Raw genomic sequence first — 18,891 nt, 5'->3', positions numbered from 1 at the left:
GTACACCTAATTTCTGAAAAAGAATTTTATTTAGTGAAAAATTCACGAATTGCTTGTTTATTTTCTTCAAAGTCTACTGCCAACACAGAACCGACCCCGCTTATTCTCTTATCTTGATAGGATCCATCTACCGGAATCCGCATTGTTTCAATGTCACGATTCTTCGCAGAAATAAATTCTTTACCAATATATAGAATATCCTTTGTAGCCATATTCGTATTGACAAACGGCGTCATCACACCTACTAATTTAGGGAGCTTCGCCACTGTTTGAAAACTCATCAATTGATCAGCCAAAGCTTGCATTGTCTTTTGCTGGCGTTCAACCCTGCCGAAATCACCAATGGCATCATGACGAAAACGGACATAGCCAAGAAGATGCTTCCCATCAAGCCTTTGTAATCCAGGCTCAAGCTGCACCCCGATTTTAGCTGACATGGCCTTCTCAACTTCAATTTCTACCCCTTTAGGAAATGCCTCATCTATAAGATGTATGAATCCCTCAAAGTCGATAATGGAATAGTATTGAAGGTCAATATCAAAATTCTCTTTGATCGTTTGCCTTAATAGCTCAGGCCCGCCTAAAGCAAAGGCTGCATTAATCTTATCTTTGCCATGACCAGGAATGTCAACATATGTGTCCCTCATAATAGATAGTATTTTATATGTCCCTCTATCCGGATGATATTGGGCAACCATAATTGTATCTGCTCTTGAATTTCCTTTTCCGGGATCGTCACTTCCTAAGAGAAGAATACTTGTCCCTCCATACGGATCTTTATCACCGTTAAATTCATATTCTATTGCTTGAGTGTCTACTTTATCTTTTGATTGTGAGACTCCTTGTTTAAACTGATAATACGAATAGGCTAGGGTCCCTGCAAATAATAGAAATAGAATAAGGACGAATGTCTTCCATTTCTTCCTTTTCGATTTTTTATGTTGATATCTTTTATCTCTCATATTAAAAATTCCTTCCTGTTTTTTTCAGTTTATAACCTTCAACAATATATGACTACTTATTTAGTAAAAAAGTTTCTTTTTGTTTACTGGTATTTCTTGTATACCTCATTATCGCCATAAATATCCAATAATTGCAATTGAAGAAATAAAAGAAATGCGGAAGCACCTTGCTCACCCCCGACAAGCACAAGACAAGCCTCACGGAAAGGTTGTTCTTTACCTTTCTGGGGGGCTTGTCTTGTGACCTCGAGGGGGTAGGCGCTGAAGCTAGACAGAAATAATACCGCAAACCTATTAAAGGCTTGCGGTATTATTTCTAGTTCAAATATTCATTAAACCAGCCAGCAATGTAATTTAAACGGCTGATTCGCAGATTGGGTTTTCCACTTCTTGAAAGTTCATGATTTGCTTCAGGAAAACGGATTAATTTAGCTGCTTTCTTCCGGTCTTTTAAGGCAATAAATAACTGTTCTGCCTGTTCAATCGGACAGCGGTAATCCTTTTCACTATGAAGGATAAGGAGCGGTGTTTCCATCTTATCCACATAGGCAAGCGGTGAATGCTTCCATAGTGTTTCAATATCATTCAAGCCACTCTTAATTTGCCAATCAGTAAAATAATAGCCAATATCACTTACACCATAAAAGCTAATCCAGTTCGAAATGGAACGCTGAGTCACGGCAGCCTTAAAGCGGTTCGTATGTCCAATAATCCAGTTTGTCATAAAGCCGCCATAGCTGCCGCCTGTTACGCCTAAGCGATTTTCATCAATAAAATCAAAATTTGCTATCGCATAGTCCACCGCATCCATAAGATCCTCGTAGTCTTTTCCGCCATAATCCCCTCGTACTGCATCAACAAACTGCTGGCCATACCCATGGCTTCCCCTTGGGTTTATATACAATACAGCATATCCTTGAGCGGCTAGACATTGAAACTCGTGAAAGTACGTATTCGCATACATTGCATGTGGGCCACCGTGAATTTCAAGAATTAACGGAACCTTGTCCCCTTCTTTGAAATGAACTGGTTTCATGATCCAGCCGTGCAAGTCCCACTGATCCGAAGATGTAAATTCAATCGGCTCTGCATTAGCAAGCACTGTCTCCTGTAAAAATGCTTCATTAACGTTTGTCAGCTGCTCTAATTCACCTGATGTCACATGCAGGACAAATAGATCTCCCGGGTGCGAAGGCTTGCTTAAGGCTACGACCGCCCGATCAACTTTTCCGCCAGTGGAGAGACCATATACATGCTGAGCATCGAGCAAAGCCGGGTATAGCTCTCCTTCTAATGTTCCATAATAAACAACCGTATTGCCATGATCTGTAGCTAAGAAATAGAAGCTGTGATTATCCTCTCCCCACAGAATGCCTAGCGTGACTGCCCCCTGCTGGAAATCACCAATAGCATAATCACCAATTAGCAAATCAGAATCCTTTGTTAAGCAATCAAGCTTTTCAGCTTCCATGTCATAAATCCAAATTTTTGAGAGTGTCGCATTTTTATATTCCCTTTCATGTCCTAACATCCCAATGTATTTGCCATTAGGAGACCATGTTGCACTCCCGAAGTATCCTGTACTTTCTGTCAGCTTTCTAGCTTCTTTTGTTTCTGCATTGATGAGGTAGACATCACTCAAGAAGGACTGATCCTTTTCCTCACTTAAATCAGCGGTAACCGTCACATATTTTCCGTCAGGCGACCATGATTGCAGCTGATAGTCGTGTTCGCCTGAGGTGAGCAGACCCGTTTCCTCTGTTTGAATATCTACGAATGCGACCTGAGTGTAGTTTCCTTCCCAAAATCCATTAGCATCTGATTTATATTTCATTTTATCTACTTCAAGAGGAACAGGCCTTTTATCTTTCTTTTCTTCACTTTTATTAGATGATGATAAAGATTCACCATTTTTCAATGCCACATTAAAGGCAATTTTTGTCCCATCAGGCGACCATACAGGGTTTGATGCACCATTTGGGCATGTGGTTAATTGCCGGGCTTCCCCCCCTTTTACATCTAAGACATAAATTTGACCCTTCTGGCTTCGATCTGATACAAACGCTACCCTCTGCCCATCTGGAGACCATCTAGGTGAGTGGTTTCGAGCTTCACCAAATGTCCATTGAACTGGCTTATTTTTTTCGCTTACATTTATATAATATAAATGTGAAGAGTATTTATTCTCTTCTTCCAGCATCACTGTTTCAATAAATACACAATCCCTTCCGTTGCTAGCCAGCTGGGGATCTGCTACTGATTTTAATTGGTAAAGATCTTCCGCTTGTATGGTCCGTTTTTCTGTCATTTTACAACACCCTCCTTATACATGTTCTTTTTTATTTCGACAATAGAATTAATTTCCCTGCTTCTCTTTTATTTTCATTTAAAGTATTGGTAAATCCGACAAAGAATGCCTCTTGCAATCGGAATAGATTATCTGTAAAATTAGAACAAGTGTTCTTGTTTTGTTTTTGAATTTATGAAGGAGGAAGGGAATATGACAAGAATTCCTGAGGAAGATCGCAACATACTGGAGCAGGCTATTTATTTACCAATGGTGCTGACGATTTTAAATCGTGATCTGACTGTCATAAATAAAAGCTCTTTCAAACTCCCACAGCCTTATTTAAATTTAGTTGAGGAAACAATGAAGGTCATTCAAAAAGAATTGTCCGCAGTCAAACTTTATATGAGTAAAAATAAGCTTAAGGTACAGCAGCTAAAGCGGGATGAAGCTTTCACGATGTTCCTATTTCTTTATAAAGGTTATGAAGAACAGCACAATTACTTCAACCCACGTATTCGCAACAAAGTACAAGAGCTGATGGATTATTATTTATATAAACGGCATATAAGCAACTACACAAAGAGCCCGAAAAACTAAAGGTGAAGGAAGAGCACAAAAAATTAGGCCGCCTCAGCCCTTAAAACCTCTAATCCGATAATTGCTTGCCCTTTCTAATGCACTTATACTTCTTTTCCCATTAAAAAAATACAGTGCTTTCCGTTCTGATTCCTCAATTCTGCTGATTAGCGTTGTTCTTAAAAGAGCGGTTCTTAAAACCTGATTATTGAAGGAATTGAAGGATACCGGGATAATTTTTGACTGTTTATTTTTGAATTTCACCTCCGTATTGCCTCTATCGAAACGGTGGTAAGAAAGAATATGCTCCGATGAAATCCATATGCATTGTGAGTTGCTCGCTGAAGTAGTTGGAAAAAAATAAATGAAGTTTGTGGGGTCAATAGTAATTGGTGCTTTGTGGGTAATTCCAGTTAATTGACGGGTTCCTTCTTTGCGACCTTCATAGCTAGAACCAAAAAATGTACAGCTCTTTTTAATAATATCAATTGGTTTAAATGGTGATATAAACTCATCCTCTAGCTCCCAAATTTGCGAATAAATTTTTGAACCGTATGCCAGTGGCATGACAACCATCGTATTCGGGTTAATTTCATATTCATCAATTAAAGAGGATATTTCTTGGCCATTCATTTCTTCAACTCCCCTATATAATGTTTCGCCTCCATCATATCAGGTTTACAGTAAAATAATTCATTTTTTTCTAAATGTTACTAATTTGTTCAAATTCTCCATAAAAATATTTTCAAAAAATTCAAAATCAAGTTGAATAAATCGAAGTAACTCCATATAATAGTAAAAAGCATTGAGGTGATTTTCATGAATGAAAAATCATACACAGAGCTGATGAAAAAAAGCGCCATGAAGAAGAAGCACCTAAAAGAGTCTTTTGTATTAGATCTCTACATTGATATGCTGCTTTCAGAAATTTTACTCAAGAAAGAAAAAGCAAAGCTGATGGAAAAAATCGATGAAGCCATTGATACAAATAATAAACGAGCATTTAATCATCTATCTAAACAATATCAGGAACTTACTAGACGTTTCGGTAATTAGCTGCTATCGATTCATCCCCCGTCAATTACGACGGGGGATTTGTTTTTTTCAAGTACGCTGTAAGCAAAAAAACGAGCAGCAGCAAGCGGCCTACTCGTTTTCCTTTACTTTATGATTGATTTCATATTCCTCAAGCATCGAGATGCGTTCGAGCATCGTTGGGTGTCCATAACGGAAAATTTTCACGAGCAGCGGCGGGTTCACTTGACTTAATCCTGCTCGGGTCAATTCTTGAAATGTACCGATCGCTGCATCTGTATTCTTCGTCATTTCGATTGCATATTTATCTGCACGTGATTCCTGATATCGGGAGACGAAATTGGACAATGGGCTTGAAATAAATAATAGCATGGAAAGAATCATTAGAAACAACGGAAGAGAACGAATGTCATTTACCGCTGGAATCTTAAGCACTTTCCCCCATCTGCCAATTACATATTCCATGATCCTTGCAGTTAAATAAAGCCCAACGAGTGATAGCAGCAAATAACCGGCAATTCCGAAGTAAATATGTTTTTCAACATAATGAGCCATTTCATGCGCCATAATAAATAAAATTTGATCATCATTCAATCGGTTTAACGTTGTATCCCAAAGAACAATTCTCGAATTAGAACCAATTCCATTTACATATGCATTAAGGGAATTCGTCTTTTCCGCCATATTCACTTCAAATACATGTTCAGCAGGAATGTTCGCTTTAGCGGCCAATTCTAAAATTTTTGCTTCAAGCTCTTTGTTTTTCAATGGATAAAAATCATTGTAAAGCGGGTCGATAACAACGGGCTGAAGAAACATCATGAACAATGTAAAGGGGACAGACAGCAGCCAGGCATAGAGCCACCATCTTTTCCGGCTTTTATTAATGAGCCAGTAAAGAACGCCAACAATAATGATCATCATCCCAAAGTTAATCCAGAAATCAATAAGCTCATCCTTCATCCAGCTGCTAAAGCTTTGCGTTGAAATATTATAGCTTTTCGAAAGAGAATAGCTAATGTAACTTAACGGAGCTGTCGCAGCAAACGCAAAGAGCGAAAGCCAGAAGAGATAAATAGCAGACTGAACAAACTTCAATTTAGTAGACTGCCCTGCCCACTTTTTAAAGGCATTCCCCAGTCCAAGCAGCAGGACAAATAAGTAAAATAACCATTCAAAAGGCGTCGAAAGGAAAAATAATAAATTTCTTATTTTTGAATATTCCTCACTTAGCATAAGCTCTCTTCCGTTTAAAAAGGTAGCAGGATCGGCCCTTGTGCCTTCATACTCAAACTGCAGACTTGTATCTGCAAAATGAAATAAATACCAATAAAAAAATAGCCCATATATGACATAAGCTAGAATCCCGTAAAAGCCAATTTTTCTCGCCATTCCACTCCCCCCAATTTGTACAGCCTTTCCATATTTAGTTTAGTATAAAAAATCATATTTAGAACTACTTGTCTACCGAAATCTATCGCTCACTTTATAGTTTGTACGATTTTTACATAGCAAAACCGGTTTTCGCGAAAACCGGCCTTTGCATTACATAATAAATGAGTAGACAGATAATACAGCTATTGCCCCCAGTACGACGACAATCACATTCGCACCTAGATAAGCAACAAGAAAAGCGGCAGCAGCACCAAGTATTCCAAACCAAATATCTTCTTGGATGAATAATACTCCAGGAAAAATAAGGGCACCTAATGTAGCAGATGGTACATTCTTTAATACACCTTGAAGAAAAGGGGGCAGTTCCTTCCCTTTAAAAAGGACAAACGGAAGCATTCTTGGGATATAGGTAACCGCGCCCATTCCAAGAATCATCCAAACGATTTCACTACTCATGCCCTTCCCCCCTTTGCTTCTTCTTTACTCCTTCAATAAACTCAACCATTACAGCAGATAGCAATGTAGCAGCAACAATGGCCCATCCAGATGATAAGGCATTGGTTAACGTAAAAATTGTATTAAAGCAAGCAGCGAGAGCAGCTAGGTACACGACCTTGATGCTTCTTTTCATGGATGGAACGAGTAAACCGATAAACATCGCATAGAGGGCAACTGACATACTCTCCTGCAGTGTTTGCGGCAAACTAGCGCCAATTAAGAAGCCAATTCCCGAGCAAACGACCCAGCTCACATATGAAATGAGATTCAGCCCAAACATATACCCGGTTGTAACTGTTCCTTCCTTCATCGCCGCAACAGAAAAAGTTTCATCTGTTATCCCAAAAGAATAGATAGCCTTATTAACGAAATGATCCTCTTCACTTTTTTCATTTAATGCCGTTGACATCAGGAAATGTCGAATATTTACAATAAATGTAGTTAAAATGATTTCAAATATCCCCGTTCCGAGCGATAGTAAGCTTAACGAGATATATTGTGAGGCACCGGCAAAAACGACCAAGCTCATGAGTACTGTTTCTCCAATAGAAAGGCCAGTTGTTTTAGCTAACAGCCCAAATGTCAATGCTATCGGAGCATAGCCAATAGCAATGCTAATTCCTGCTTGTAACCCTTTCCTAAATTCTGATGCAGACCTATTTACTGCTAGTTCCGCCATGAAGTCACCGCCTTTTCCATCTGAAATTTCAAATAATTAGTTTTAAAAATATACTATAATAGCTATAATGGATAGTATAAAAGACATTTGAATAATTATAGTATACATATGTGCGTTATAATAAACAACCGTTCCGGAGGAAATAATGGAAAATATTCAAAAAAATATCGGAGTCAACCTAAAGAATATTCGTAAATCAAGAGGGTACAGTTTGGATACTGCTGCAGATATTACTGGCGTCAGCAAGGCCATGCTCGGCCAAATAGAGCGCGGAGAATCCAATCCAACCGTCACAACATTATGGAAAATTGCTACAGGACTTCAAGTCTCTTTTTCTTCCTTAATTAGTGAACAGCCTTCAGAAGTTCTTCATGTTGATTTACAGTCTATTTCACCAATTATCGAATGTAATGGAAATTATCGGGTATATCCCACTTTTCCATTTGATCCGCGAAAAAAGTTTGAAATATTCATTGTAGAAATTGAGCCTGGCTGTCAGCATACAGCCGATAAGCATAATGAAGGCGTGGAAGAGTACGTGACCGTGATGAGTGGCACACTCGAAATGCTAATCGGTGAACAGTATATTCAAATCGCGCAAGGGAACTCGCTTCGCTTCTTAGCAAATAAGGCTCATACGTATAAAAATAGCGTAACAGAGGTTATCAGACTTCAGGTAGTCATGTATTATCCATAATTGAAAGGCATATCACGAATGGCGTGATATGCCTTTTTTAGTTGAACCATTTACTAGCGGAACTTATCTAGCATTTTTTACGATTTATCTAACACATTTCTTGTTTTATCTAGCATTTCTTATATTTTATTGAGCAAGTTTAACATTTTATCAAGCATTTGCACTTTTTTATATGAGTACCGCCTTATCAGTGCTCATCTTCTCTCCACGAATCCGTTGAAATTCTTCTAATAGCTTTTCAACTGTTAAGCATTGTTTCTGTTCTTCATTTGCCTGAAAAATTAACTGTCCTTTATCCATCATGATCAAGCGATTGCCAAGATCCAATGCCTGCTGCATATTATGAGTCACCATCAAGGTGGTAAGCTGATAGGTTTTCACAATTTCTTTCGTTAGAGCGGTAATCAGTTCTGCACGAGCAGGATCAAGGGCTGCTGTGTGTTCATCAAGAAGGAGAATTTTCGGTTCAGTGAACGTTGCCATTAATAAGGATAGCGCTTGTCTTTCTCCTCCTGATAATAAACCAACCTTAGCCTGCAGGCGATTTTCCAAACCGAGATGAAGGAATTCCAGCTTTTCCTGAAAAAAGGTTCTTCTTGTTTTGGTCACGCCTTTTTTCAATCCGCGTGAAGCTGTCCGGGAAAAGGCAATAGCGAGATTTTCTTCGATCGTCATCGCTGGAGCAGTTCCAGCCATCGGATCCTGAAAGACACGTCCAATTAATCTAGACCGTTTATGCTCCTTTACCATCGTGACATCCTTCCCGTCGATGATGACTTCCCCTAAATCCGGAATCATTTTTCCGGAAATTAGATTCATAAGTGTTGACTTCCCTGCACCATTACTGCCAATTACGGTCATGAAATCACCAGGCTTTAAATGCAGTTCCATATTTTTTAAAGCCATTTTCTCATCAGGTGTACCTTCATTAAAGACTTTATGAATCTGTTTTAATTGCAGCAAGCTGTTCACCACCCTCATAAGCCTTTTGGACTACCCTGCGCTTTTTTCGTTGTCTTTCCCTTTGCTTTTCAAGAATTTTAGGGATTACTAAGGCAAACACAACAATTAACGCAGTAATAAGCTTCATATCTCCTGCTTCAAGAAATTCAACTCGAAGTGCAGCTGTAACAATAATTCGATATAGAATGGCACCGCCAATGACAGCCAATGTTGCCCTAACGATTGTTTTTGCACCGAAAATCGCTTCACCAATAATGACTGAAGCAAGACCAATCACAATCATACCGATTCCCATCCCAACATCACTGAACCCGTTATATTGCGCAACCAATGCACCTGAGAATGCGACAAGTGCATTGGAAAGTCCAAGACCCATAATCTTCAGTAAATCTGTATCTGCCGAGAAGCTGCGAATCATTGTTTCGTTATTTCCAGTTGCCCGAATCGCAAGACCGATATCTGTTGTTAAAAATAGATCGATAATCACTTTAACTATAAATGCTAGGATTAGCATTAAGATAAGAATGCCCCATGTGTTCGGAACAAAGCCAGTCACTGATAATAACGCTTGCAGTGCCTCGTCCAAACCAAGACTTTGCCAAAAGGCAGTTAACTTTGTCATTACTGTCTCTTCAGCAAGTAGAGGGACATTTGATTTTCCCATTATTCGTAAATTAATCGAATACAAGGCAATCATCATAAGAATTCCTGATAGAAGCGGGTTAATTTTACCCTTCGTATGGAGAAGCCCTGTGATACAGCCAGCTGCAAATCCTGCAATTACGGCTATCAACGTCGCAGCAAATGGGTCTGTCCCTCCGACAATAAGGACAGCTGACACAGCCGCACCTGTTACAAAGCTTCCATCTACTGTAAGATCAGGGAAATCAAGTATTCTGAATGATAGATAGACGCCTAATGCCATTAATGCATAGATGGCACCTGCTTCTATCGAACCAAAAATAGCTGTTGGCATTGTTCTCATCCCCTCTGACTGAAGTGTAAATATTTCTACTGTTTACCTTCGAAAAATTCTGCAATTTCTGCCCACTCTTGTTTTACTTCAAGTCCTTGTGCTTTAGCAGCTTTTTTATTAATAACTAGCTTTAAACTTCTAGGCAGCTCAACCGGTATTTCGGATACCTTTTTATTGCCTTTTAAGATTTCGACAGCCATTTTTCCTGTTTGATAGCCAAGATCATAGTAGCTAAATCCGCTCGCAGCAATCGCACCACGTTCCATTGAGTCTAATTCCCCAACAAATAATGGGATTTTTTCACTATTTGCGACTGAAATAACAGATTCTAACGCTGATACAACTGTATTATCTGTCGGTACATAGATAGCATTGACACGTCCGACTAAGGACTCGGCAGCCTGTTTTACCTCAGCAGAAGTTGACACTGATGCTTCGACGACAGTTGCACCTTTTTCCTCAGCAAGTTTTTTCACTTGATCCACCTGTACCTCAGAGTTTTGCTCCCCTGCATTAGAGATTACACCGATATTTTTTGCTCCTGCTTCTTCAACAATAAACTGTATTGTTTTAGCTGTTCCATCTGGATGGTTGTCTGTTGTTCCTGTAATATTGTTTCCTGGTTTATCTAAGGCTTCTACTAAACCGGCACCAATTGGATCTGTTACAGAAGTGAACAGAATCGGAATATCCTTCGTTGCATTTAGAACACTAACAGCACTCGGTGTTGCATTTGCAAAGATTAAATCAACCTTGTCACCAACAAAATTATTCGCAATCGTCTGTGTGTTATTCATATCTCCCTGCGCATTTTGGAAATCGAATTCAACATTCTCTCCCTCTTTAAACCCTTCATCCTCCAAAGCTTTTTTAAATCCTTCTGTTGCCGCATCAAGGGATGGGTGTTCAGCAAATTGTGTTAAGCCAATCTTGTAGGTTTTTCCCTTTTCACCCTCTGCAGCATTTCCTTCCGTACTTTCACTGCCACATCCGCTCAATAACGTGACACCTACTAAACTAGCTACAGCTAGTATTTTTAATTGTTTAAACATTACTTACACCCCTTTTGCACTTAAACGCTTTTGTGCTTTTATTCACTAAATTATAAATCTACTAAAGATAGAAATTCAAGTACTTTTTACTATTTTCAAAAAATCTTTAAAAATAACGATAAAAAAGAACATGGCCCATATTGCCATGTTCTTTCTTTTTAAAGCTGCTGTTTCCTTATTTTCCTTTAAATTCTGGCTTTCTTTTTTCTGAAAAGGCTTGAAGTGCCTCAATTCGATCTTCTGTCGGAATAATAACTTCATAGGCTTTTCTTTCTATTTGTAAGCCTGTCTGCAAGTCTACATTCATCCCTTGTTTGACTGCAAACTTAGCTTGCTGAAGAGCTAACGGACCGTTAGCTAACATTTGTTCAGCAAGCTCGAAGCATGTATTGAATAGGTTTTCCGCATTGACTACCTTTGTTACTAATCCGTAATTCAACGCTTCTTCAGCACTTAAACGTTTAGCTGTTAAAATTAATTCAAGTGCCTTTGCTTGACCGATTAAGCGCGGCAGTCTTTGGGTTCCCCCTGCCCCAGGAATGATCGCTAAGCTCGTTTCTGTCAGTCCCATCTTGGCACTTGAAACAGCAATCCGGAAATCACAAGATAATGCTAGTTCCATCCCTCCACCGAATGCGAACCCATTTATCGCAGCAATCGTTGGTTGAGGGAGCTGGTCAATCAGTGAAAACACCTCTCCAATCTTATATAAATTTCGGCGTACTTCCACATCTGATAACGTTTTGCGCTCCTTCAAATCAGCACCTACACTGAATGCCTTTTCACCTGATCCTGTAAAAATGACGACATGGACCTCGGGATTCGTACGTAATTTCTCAACTGAACCCTGAAGCTCGGATAAAGTTTCATAATTAAAAGCATTCAATGCATCCGGACGATTAATCGCAACGACGGCAATATGCTTTTTCAATTCAACAATGATTGAACTCAAGAATGATCCACTCCCTATTATTCGCTACATCTTCCAATTCGTGAAAATTGATGCAATTTCCTTCAAAATTCAGAAAAAAACAGGCAAGGATCCTTTGATGCCATGCCTGTACCAGTTAAAACCTATTGTAAAACTTGAGTTTTCAACGCTCTTCGCAAAATTTTTCCAGTTGTATTTTTCGGAAGCTCCTCTAAAAATTCTATGGAAGAAGGAAGTTTATATTTCGCCAAATGCTGTGTACAATAGTCCATCAGCTCATTTTCAGTTAAGCTTGGATTCTTTTTAACGACATAGCATCGTACAGCTTCGCCAAGATTTGGATCAGGAACACCGATAACCGCTGCCTCGACAACATCTGGATGGTCATAAAGCACTTCTTCCACTTCCCTTGGATACACATTATAGCCGCCAACGATGATTAACTCTTTTTTCCGGTCTACAATATAAAAATAGCCTTCCTCATCCATTCGGGCCAAATCACCTGTATAAAGCCAGCCGTCCTTAATGGTTGCAGCAGATTCTTCAGGCATTTTGTAATAACCCTTCATCACATTCGGACCGCGGACAATCAATTCCCCAACCTCACCAACAGGAACTTCATCCCCGAGCTCATTAACGACTTTATTCTCAACATTCACTATGGATTGACCAATTGAGCCTGCCTTTCTTGGTCTGTCCAGGGGGTTAAAGCATGTAACGGGGGATGCTTCAGAAAGACCGTATCCTTCAGATACCAGCACATTAAATTTCTGTTCAAAGTACTTTAATAGGGCAACTGGCATCGCTGATCCGCCAGAAATACAAAGCCTGAGCGAGCTTAAGTCTCCACCGTAGCTTTGCGCATATTGAAGAAGGAAATTATACATCGTTGGGACACCAGCAAATACGGTTGGCTTATACATCTCCACAAGCCTAAACATTTCCTTTGGACTGAATTTTGGATCGATAATAATCGTTGCTCCATTCATAAGCGGGGCATTCAAGGCAACAGTTAAACAAAATACATGGAACATGGGCAAGGTTGTCACGACACGATCATTTTCATTCATATGAAGATAATCGCTAACATCCTTCGCATTACTGTAAAGGTTTTTATGTGTCAGCATGGCGCCCTTTGGCTTACCTGTTGTGCCTGAAGTATAAAGGATGATTGCCACTTCATCATCTTCTAATTCTGGTCCTGTAAAGCTTAAATCACCCGATGCCAACACTTGTGAAAACGATTTCAATTTAGAGTATGCGGATAAAGCTGTTACATCAATGCCTGATTCCTTCCCTTGAGGTGTTTCACAAATAATATAGTTCTCTACTTTCGGCAAAGCTGGATGCATTTTTTCAACTAATGGAAGAAGTAAATCAAGGGCTACCACTGCCTTTACATCCCCATTATTAACGATATAGCCAATTTCATCAGGTGTATAAATCGGGTTGATTGGTATAACTGTTGCCCCAAGACGAAGCGCCCCATGTAGACCGATTACAAAGTGTGGAGAATTTCCTAACAATAAAGCAATATGATCCCCTTTTTTCACTCCTAATTGTTCTAGACCAGAAGCAAATTTCGTAACTGCTCCGTCTAATTCAGCATATGTACTTGATTGGTCCATAAAATAATAAGCCGGTTTGCTCCCCTTTGTTCTTGCGGTTTCATGGAGCTGTTTAGTTAAATTCATATCCCTTTCCCCCTTCTGATGAATGAATAATCATTCATTTTATTTAAATAATTTTCTAAATATATTATATTGAAAGAAAGTTATGTATTCAAGCAAAAAAGTTTTTAATGCAAATATTCAAGTTATTCTTGATTCTAAGAATGGAAATTTTTATATTAATATAAAGTTATAAAAAAACCGAACGGATGCCACCGTTCGGTTTTCTCATTAATGAATATACTCATCGCTTACTAATATATCCGAAATCACTTCAGTCGGAATGATAAACTCAGCAACTCCCATATATCCAGGAGCCACCTCGTACTTATCAAAGGATATGACTAATTTTCCATCATTATTAATATAGAAGTTTTGCTCTTTATGAATGGTTTCGAAAAGCTCGAAAAGTTCTTCGTCTTCTAATCCAGCATTAGACACCCAATAGATTATATTCTCATCCGCCTTCATTTGTTCACGCATTTGTTCTTTTATATTTTCACTAATTGTATTCACATAGCTTTCATCTTTAAATAACATTGGTAAGCTTAATAGGATTTGATTTTTCTTATCGATGGTATCGTATGTCATGATCGTTGAAGATGATGCAACTGTATTTACAACATATCTGCCGATTGATAAGATCTGATCGTTATCTGTTTTTACCTCATAGCCGCTGTCCACACCTAGATGGCCGCCGCCATTCTTCTCTAAATCCTTCATCTCAACCATGAATTCATCATATAGTTCTTTTCCCTCTTTTAAATATTTATCATTCAGACTTTGAGCCAAATCTCCATTCTCTAAATCTGATACTGCCGGTACTTTTATATCTGCTTGGTATTTTTCTTTATCCACTTTATATTCTGTAAAAGTTAATACTTTTACTATACTCCCAACAACAGGCATATCTGCTAAAGTGCTAGCCATTGCTGGGCTAATATTCAAACCTCCGATAAAAAGAACAGCAGCTGCAGCCGTCCCAGCCATCCACTTATAACCGTTTTTCTTTTTCTTCTTTTTTCCTTTTAATAATGCCCTCTCGACAATGAAATTCAATTCATCAGGTATTTGTATATTTTTATACTCCGTTTTAAGCTGGTCTAATTTTTTGTCCATTCTAGTTTGCCCCCTTAATGATTTCATCGTTCAATTCAACACGTAATAGCTTTAAGGCTTTATACAATCGTGTTTTTATCGTATTTACATTTTCATTGAGAACATCAGCGACTTCTTCAATTTTCAAATCCTCGAAAAAGCGTAAAACAATAATACTTTTATATTCAGGCGCTAATTGATCCAAAGCCCTCTCTAAATCAATATCTTCATAATGGTCTTCACTGCCTGAACTAATAAATTCCATTGTTTCCGCATCCACAATACTGACGCGTTTATGTTTCCTGAGAAAATCTAAGGAGGTATTGACCACTATTCTATAAAACCAGCTTTTAAGCGTCTTTATATCCTGAAGAGAATCCATTGAGACGATCGCTTTATGGATCGAGTCTTGTACGATATCTAAAGCATCTTCAGAATTTTTCACATAGCTGTAGGCTAGCCGATAAAAGTTCTCTTTGTTCTCCCTAATAAAGCTTGTAAATAATTCATCATGATTACATCTACTTTTCTTTCCCATGTCGCAAAAAGGCTCCTTTATTGCTATTAATTTGTATACACATAAGAGACGCATAAACGGCAGTAAAAAGTTTTTACTTTTTATTATTCTCTTTTGCTCATTAAAAAGAGCGTTCCCCGTCAGGAACACTCTCATGAATTTTAGTATATTAATTGTAGGAAATCTTCTTTTGTAATATTACCAAAATAATGTTTAATATCAATTTCTTCAAGTGCTTTTTCTAGTTCTGCCTTTTCATAGCGAACACCAATTAGTTTATTTTCGATATCGCTAACATCACCTACACCGAAAAAGTCACCGTATATTTTGCAATTTTCCACTTTGCCTTTATCCACATCCAGTCGAATATCAATGCCGCCAACTGGGAAACGATGGGAATGCTGCAAATTAAATTTAGGAGATTTCCCATAATTCCAATCCCAATTTTGGTATCTTTCCTTCGATAACTGGTGAATTTTTTCCCAATCCTCATCTGTAAGAATATACTCCTCAATTTGATCCTTGCCGCCAAAAATATTTTCAAGCAATAAGGCACGGAATTCTTCAATCGTAATTTTCTCTTTTAAAAACTCAGAAATGTTTGCTACACGGCTGCGAATCGATTTAATTCCCTTCGATTCAATTTTATCCTTTTTCACCTTTAATGCTGAAACAACACTGTCAATTTCGGAATCTAACATAAGAGTACCATGGCTAAACATTCTGCCCTTGGTTGAGAATTGCGCATTCCCTGAAATTTTTCTGCCTTCAACAGTGAGATCATTCCTGCCGCTAAGTTCAGCATTAACGCCTAGCTTTCTCAATGCATCGACAACAGGCTCGGTAAACTTCCGGAAATTATGAAAGCTTTCTCCGTCGTCTTTTGTAATGAAGCTGAAGTTCAAGTTTCCTAAATCATGATATACGGCTCCACCGCCTGATAAACGGCGAACAACATGAATGCCATTGCCTTCTACATACTCTGTATTAATCTCTTCGATTGTATTTTGATTTTTACCAATAATAATAGATGGCTCATTTATGTAAAAAAGCAGATAGGTTACGTTAATATCTAAATTTTTTAATGCGTATTCTTCTATTGCTAAATTAATTCTTGGATCTGTTATTCCTTTGTTATCGATAAATAGCATGTTGGTTCACTCCTTATAATTTAACGGACCATTGATAGGCAGCTAGCGCAATTGGCCCGCTGTACATATCCGCAGCTTCTTCCTTTAATTGCTCTATATTCCCGTAATGCGGCAGATGAGTTAGCAGAAGTTTTTTGACATTTGCTTTCTGTGCTAACGTTCCTGCATCATAGCTTGTCATATGTCCAGCATTCTTGCCATTTTGATGCTTATAAAAATTACATTCACACACTAATAAATCCGCCCCATTGCAAAAAGGAACGAATTCTTCTTTGTATGATGTATCCGCAGTATACACGAGGGATTTTCCATCCGCCTCAATTCTCATCGCAAAGCACGGAACAGGATGATCCGTCTGTAAAAATTGTATCGCAAATGGACCAATATTTAAAGTTTGATCTGATTGATAGGCAATCCCCTTAGTAATCTCTTTATATGTTAATTTTGAAAATTCATATTCATCCATCCCATGACCATAAATAGGAAGGCATTCTGTCTTCTTGCCTAAAAAGCCTTGAATAAGACGGGCATGCTGCAGCACACCTATATCTGCAATATGATCCGGATGATAATGAGAAAGAATGACCCCATTAATCTCCTCTGGCTGAAGAACCCTTTGCATTTTCGCCAGAACGCCGCTGCCGAAATCAATCATTAAATGAAATCCCTCATGTTCAAGTAAATAACCCGAGCTCGCTTCATCTGCATTTGGATACCCGCCCCAGCAGCCAATCACAGTAAATTTCATCATTTCTCCTCCTTCTATCTATTACCTTGTTATTTTCACCTAATAACGGGAATGAAAAACATTTTGTCATAACTAATATACCTGAATAAGCCTATTTTTTCACATCCATCAATTTGTATCAAGACAGTCATTGACACAAACAAACTGTTATAATACAATAAAAGAAACTTATTATTCAAAACAAACACAAATCATAGGGGGCTTTCAAAAATGATCCAAAACATTTTAGATTTCTTTAGAAATTTACCGGCAAAGCAATGTGTTGACTGCGGGAAGCCAATCGAAGAACAGCATGAATGCTATGGAAACAAATGTGATCATTGTATGGGAGTTTCGGATATATAGAATGAAAAGCGGAAGGCGCCTGCTTATCGGCGACAAGCACAAGACGAGCCGGCAGAGAGGTTGTTCTTTAACCTCCCTGTCGGCTTGACTTGTGACCTCGAGCCGATGGCGACTGGAGCTAGACATAGAAAAGCGGAAGGGGTTTGCCCAAGGGCATTAGCTACCCCTCTTTCCTTTCGTATGATTCTTAGTTTTTACCTATTTCATTATTAGGTGTTAGTGTCCATTTATTTTCTTCTCCTAAAAACAAAAAAGCACGCACACATAGAGAATTAACTCTAAGTGCGGTGCTTTCTTTTTGGATATTTTACGAAAGTTGTTTAATCCTACTTTTTATGTAATCATTGAAATGGTTATTTGCTCTTACTTTGAATATCTCTAATGAATCCTGATAAAATTCTCTTGCTTTCTTGCGATCTCCCATTAACTCATAGTTATAACCTATTTGATAAGTTAATTCTCCGTATAGATACATACAGCTATCTTCAATACATTGATTAATTCCTTCATTGCATAAATTAATTGATTCCGAGTACCTTTTAAGTCTTGATAACACTTTTGCCATATTATAATCAATTCTAAGCAAGATCTTTGTATCTTTTAAAGCTTGATTTTTTAAAATACTCCTAGCATTTTTGAAATAGTTTAATGAAGTTTCATGATCATTAATTTCTGAATAAATAACAGCAAGAGTATTTATTATTTCAAATTCTCTATCTGAATACATATGATATATTTCGGAAATAGGTCTACTCAATAACAAAGCATTCTCCAGTTCCTTAATTGCTAGCGAAGGATTATTATCAACGTAATATAAAACTATTCCCTTATGCCACCATAGAAACTGTTTTAATTCTACAAAATTTTGAAAATCAGGATTTGATTCTTCTAATAATACAAGTTCTTTAACCGTTTCATAATTTTTATTTCTGATTTCTTTTCGTATTGTATTAATAGTCTCTTTAATGTACTCGAAGTTTTTTAAATTTGCATCAACAAAGAAATATTCCATATCTACATTTAACCTTTGAGAGAGTTTATACAGAATAGGTGCCGATGGATAGGTTTCACCCTTTTCTATTTTACTTAACATTGATTGATGGCAAATTCCTTCACATAATTGTGATTGCGTAATCCTCATTTTCTCCCGTAATTTTTTCAATTCATACCCAATCCTATTATCATACATTGGACTTTCCTCCAACCTATTATTTGATTAAATAGAATCATTGACAATCTTACCTAGCTTTTATCTTTTAATATTCCTATATTCATAAATTGTAATAGGATTTTGAAATAAAAGGCGAA

The 18,891-nt window shown here is 37.9% G+C and carries 20 protein-coding genes; 4 read left to right on the top strand and 16 right to left on the bottom strand.

Features of this window, described 5'->3' with window-relative positions; all coding sequences use genetic code 11:
• Positions 1-26: 26 nt before the first annotated feature.
• Positions 27-962, bottom strand: coding sequence for an LCP family protein (locus tag AN957_RS08580; RefSeq protein ID WP_075209112.1), 936 nt, complete (start codon positions 960-962; stop codon positions 27-29).
• Positions 963-1,278: 316 nt separating this feature from the next.
• Positions 1,279-3,270 (bottom strand): S9 family peptidase, encoded by a 1,992-nt coding sequence (locus tag AN957_RS08575; RefSeq protein ID WP_056683460.1) that lies wholly within the window; start codon positions 3,268-3,270, stop codon positions 1,279-1,281.
• A gap of 192 nt (positions 3,271-3,462) precedes the next feature.
• Between AN957_RS08575 and AN957_RS08570 the strand changes: the two genes are divergently transcribed.
• Positions 3,463-3,849, top strand: a complete 387-nt coding sequence (locus AN957_RS08570) for a YhjD family protein (RefSeq protein WP_053475193.1) — start codon at positions 3,463-3,465, stop codon at positions 3,847-3,849.
• Positions 3,850-3,882: 33 nt separating this feature from the next.
• Here AN957_RS08570 and AN957_RS08565 read toward each other — a convergent pair whose 3' ends face one another.
• A complete protein-coding gene (locus AN957_RS08565; protein ID WP_053475192.1) occupies positions 3,883-4,461 on the bottom strand; it encodes a competence protein ComK in 579 nt (192 codons plus the stop codon).
• 186 nt (positions 4,462-4,647) lie between these two features.
• On the opposite strand from AN957_RS08565, the gene AN957_RS08560 reads away from it, so the two are divergent.
• A complete protein-coding gene (locus AN957_RS08560; protein WP_053475191.1) occupies positions 4,648-4,884 on the top strand; it encodes an IDEAL domain-containing protein in 237 nt (78 codons plus the stop codon).
• Between the two features lie 90 nt (positions 4,885-4,974).
• On the opposite strand, the gene AN957_RS08555 is transcribed toward AN957_RS08560, so the two are convergent.
• The 3 genes from AN957_RS08555 to AN957_RS08545 all read right to left on the bottom strand — a co-directional run bounded on the left by AN957_RS08555 (position 4,975) and on the right by AN957_RS08545 (position 7,435).
• Positions 4,975-6,255 carry a M48 family metallopeptidase gene (locus AN957_RS08555; protein ID WP_053475190.1) on the bottom strand — a complete coding sequence of 427 codons (1,281 nt, stop codon included), beginning with the start codon at positions 6,253-6,255 and terminating at the stop codon, positions 4,975-4,977.
• A 153-nt stretch (positions 6,256-6,408) separates the two neighbouring features.
• Positions 6,409-6,714: an AzlD domain-containing protein gene (locus AN957_RS08550; RefSeq protein WP_053475189.1), complete on the bottom strand. Its 306-nt coding sequence runs from the start codon at positions 6,712-6,714 to the stop codon at positions 6,409-6,411.
• The gene (locus AN957_RS08545; RefSeq protein WP_053475188.1) at positions 6,707-7,435 is read right to left on the bottom strand and encodes an AzlC family ABC transporter permease; all 729 of its coding nucleotides are present in this window, start codon (positions 7,433-7,435) and stop codon (positions 6,707-6,709) included. Before AN957_RS08545 ends, AN957_RS08550 begins: the two co-directional genes overlap by 8 nt.
• 145 nt (positions 7,436-7,580) lie before the next feature.
• Between AN957_RS08545 and AN957_RS08540 the strand changes: the two genes are divergently transcribed.
• Positions 7,581-8,132, top strand: a complete 552-nt coding sequence (locus AN957_RS08540; RefSeq protein ID WP_053475187.1) for a helix-turn-helix domain-containing protein — start codon at positions 7,581-7,583, stop codon at positions 8,130-8,132.
• 168 nt (positions 8,133-8,300) lie between these two features.
• Here AN957_RS08540 and AN957_RS08535 read toward each other — a convergent pair whose 3' ends face one another.
• The 9 genes from AN957_RS08535 to AN957_RS08495 all read right to left on the bottom strand — a co-directional run bounded on the left by AN957_RS08535 (position 8,301) and on the right by AN957_RS08495 (position 17,238).
• Complete coding sequence (locus AN957_RS08535; protein ID WP_056683457.1) at positions 8,301-9,095, bottom strand: ABC transporter ATP-binding protein; 795 nt, start codon at positions 9,093-9,095, stop codon at positions 8,301-8,303.
• The gene (locus tag AN957_RS08530) at positions 9,070-10,071 is read right to left on the bottom strand and encodes an ABC transporter permease (protein ID WP_056683455.1); all 1,002 of its coding nucleotides are present in this window, start codon (positions 10,069-10,071) and stop codon (positions 9,070-9,072) included. The genes AN957_RS08535 and AN957_RS08530 overlap by 26 nt, the downstream gene beginning before the upstream one ends.
• Positions 10,072-10,106: 35 nt before the next feature.
• Complete coding sequence (locus tag AN957_RS08525) at positions 10,107-11,123, bottom strand: ABC transporter substrate-binding protein (protein ID WP_056683452.1); 1,017 nt, start codon at positions 11,121-11,123, stop codon at positions 10,107-10,109.
• A gap of 175 nt (positions 11,124-11,298) precedes the next feature.
• Positions 11,299-12,075, bottom strand: a complete 777-nt coding sequence (locus AN957_RS08520; protein WP_053475183.1) for an enoyl-CoA hydratase-related protein — start codon at positions 12,073-12,075, stop codon at positions 11,299-11,301.
• Positions 12,076-12,197: 122 nt separating this feature from the next.
• Entirely contained in the window at positions 12,198-13,748 is a 1,551-nt protein-coding gene (locus AN957_RS08515) for a fatty acid--CoA ligase family protein (protein ID WP_056683449.1), read from the bottom strand.
• 207 nt (positions 13,749-13,955) lie between these two features.
• Entirely contained in the window at positions 13,956-14,843 is an 888-nt protein-coding gene (gene rsiV / locus AN957_RS08510; RefSeq protein ID WP_056683446.1) for an anti-sigma-V factor RsiV, read from the bottom strand.
• 1 nt (position 14,844) lies between these two features.
• Positions 14,845-15,360, bottom strand: coding sequence for an RNA polymerase sigma factor SigV (locus AN957_RS08505; RefSeq protein ID WP_053475180.1), 516 nt, complete (start codon positions 15,358-15,360; stop codon positions 14,845-14,847).
• Between the two features lie 140 nt (positions 15,361-15,500).
• A complete protein-coding gene (gene lplA / locus AN957_RS08500; RefSeq protein WP_056683443.1) occupies positions 15,501-16,490 on the bottom strand; it encodes a lipoate--protein ligase in 990 nt (329 codons plus the stop codon).
• A 13-nt stretch (positions 16,491-16,503) separates the two neighbouring features.
• Positions 16,504-17,238, bottom strand: coding sequence for an MBL fold metallo-hydrolase (locus AN957_RS08495; RefSeq protein WP_053475178.1), 735 nt, complete (start codon positions 17,236-17,238; stop codon positions 16,504-16,506).
• Positions 17,239-17,448: 210 nt separating this feature from the next.
• Between AN957_RS08495 and yhfH the strand changes: the two genes are divergently transcribed.
• Positions 17,449-17,583 (top strand): protein YhfH, encoded by a 135-nt coding sequence (gene yhfH / locus AN957_RS26755; protein ID WP_075209111.1) that lies wholly within the window; start codon positions 17,449-17,451, stop codon positions 17,581-17,583.
• A 307-nt stretch (positions 17,584-17,890) separates the two neighbouring features.
• Here yhfH and AN957_RS08490 read toward each other — a convergent pair whose 3' ends face one another.
• Positions 17,891-18,772: a helix-turn-helix domain-containing protein gene (locus tag AN957_RS08490; RefSeq protein WP_056683440.1), complete on the bottom strand. Its 882-nt coding sequence runs from the start codon at positions 18,770-18,772 to the stop codon at positions 17,891-17,893.
• Positions 18,773-18,891 lie beyond the last annotated feature (119 nt).

Source organism: Cytobacillus solani (genome assembly GCF_001420595.1).
GTDB lineage: Bacteria > Bacillota > Bacilli > Bacillales > Cytobacillaceae > Cytobacillus > Cytobacillus solani.
Note: the sequence above shows the minus strand (reverse complement) of the source record. Positions and strands in the feature narration are given on the sequence as shown.

Bases quoted from the DNA above. Each gene is read 5' to 3' on its own strand.
- AN957_RS08580 (WP_075209112.1), bottom strand. From the start codon at position 962: ATGAGAGATAAAAGATATCAACATAAAAAATCGAAAAGGAAGAAATGG.
- AN957_RS08575 (WP_056683460.1), bottom strand. From the start codon at position 3,270: ATGACAGAAAAACGGACCATACAAGCGGAAGATCTTTACCAATTAAAA.
- AN957_RS08570 (WP_053475193.1), top strand. From the start codon at position 3,463: ATGACAAGAATTCCTGAGGAAGATCGCAACATACTGGAGCAGGCTATT.
- AN957_RS08565 (WP_053475192.1), bottom strand. From the start codon at position 4,461: ATGAATGGCCAAGAAATATCCTCTTTAATTGATGAATATGAAATTAAC.
- AN957_RS08560 (WP_053475191.1), top strand. From the start codon at position 4,648: ATGAATGAAAAATCATACACAGAGCTGATGAAAAAAAGCGCCATGAAG.
- AN957_RS08555 (WP_053475190.1), bottom strand. From the start codon at position 6,255: ATGGCGAGAAAAATTGGCTTTTACGGGATTCTAGCTTATGTCATATAT.
- AN957_RS08550 (WP_053475189.1), bottom strand. From the start codon at position 6,714: ATGAGTAGTGAAATCGTTTGGATGATTCTTGGAATGGGCGCGGTTACC.
- AN957_RS08545 (WP_053475188.1), bottom strand. From the start codon at position 7,435: ATGGCGGAACTAGCAGTAAATAGGTCTGCATCAGAATTTAGGAAAGGG.
- AN957_RS08540 (WP_053475187.1), top strand. From the start codon at position 7,581: ATGGAAAATATTCAAAAAAATATCGGAGTCAACCTAAAGAATATTCGT.
- AN957_RS08530 (WP_056683455.1), bottom strand. From the start codon at position 10,071: ATGCCAACAGCTATTTTTGGTTCGATAGAAGCAGGTGCCATCTATGCA.
- AN957_RS08525 (WP_056683452.1), bottom strand. From the start codon at position 11,123: ATGTTTAAACAATTAAAAATACTAGCTGTAGCTAGTTTAGTAGGTGTC.
- AN957_RS08515 (WP_056683449.1), bottom strand. From the start codon at position 13,748: ATGAATTTAACTAAACAGCTCCATGAAACCGCAAGAACAAAGGGGAGC.
- rsiV (WP_056683446.1), bottom strand. From the start codon at position 14,843: ATGGACAAAAAATTAGACCAGCTTAAAACGGAGTATAAAAATATACAA.
- AN957_RS08505 (WP_053475180.1), bottom strand. From the start codon at position 15,360: ATGGGAAAGAAAAGTAGATGTAATCATGATGAATTATTTACAAGCTTT.
- lplA (WP_056683443.1), bottom strand. From the start codon at position 16,490: ATGCTATTTATCGATAACAAAGGAATAACAGATCCAAGAATTAATTTA.
- AN957_RS08495 (WP_053475178.1), bottom strand. From the start codon at position 17,238: ATGAAATTTACTGTGATTGGCTGCTGGGGCGGGTATCCAAATGCAGAT.
- yhfH (WP_075209111.1), top strand. From the start codon at position 17,449: ATGATCCAAAACATTTTAGATTTCTTTAGAAATTTACCGGCAAAGCAA.
- AN957_RS08490 (WP_056683440.1), bottom strand. From the start codon at position 18,772: ATGTATGATAATAGGATTGGGTATGAATTGAAAAAATTACGGGAGAAA.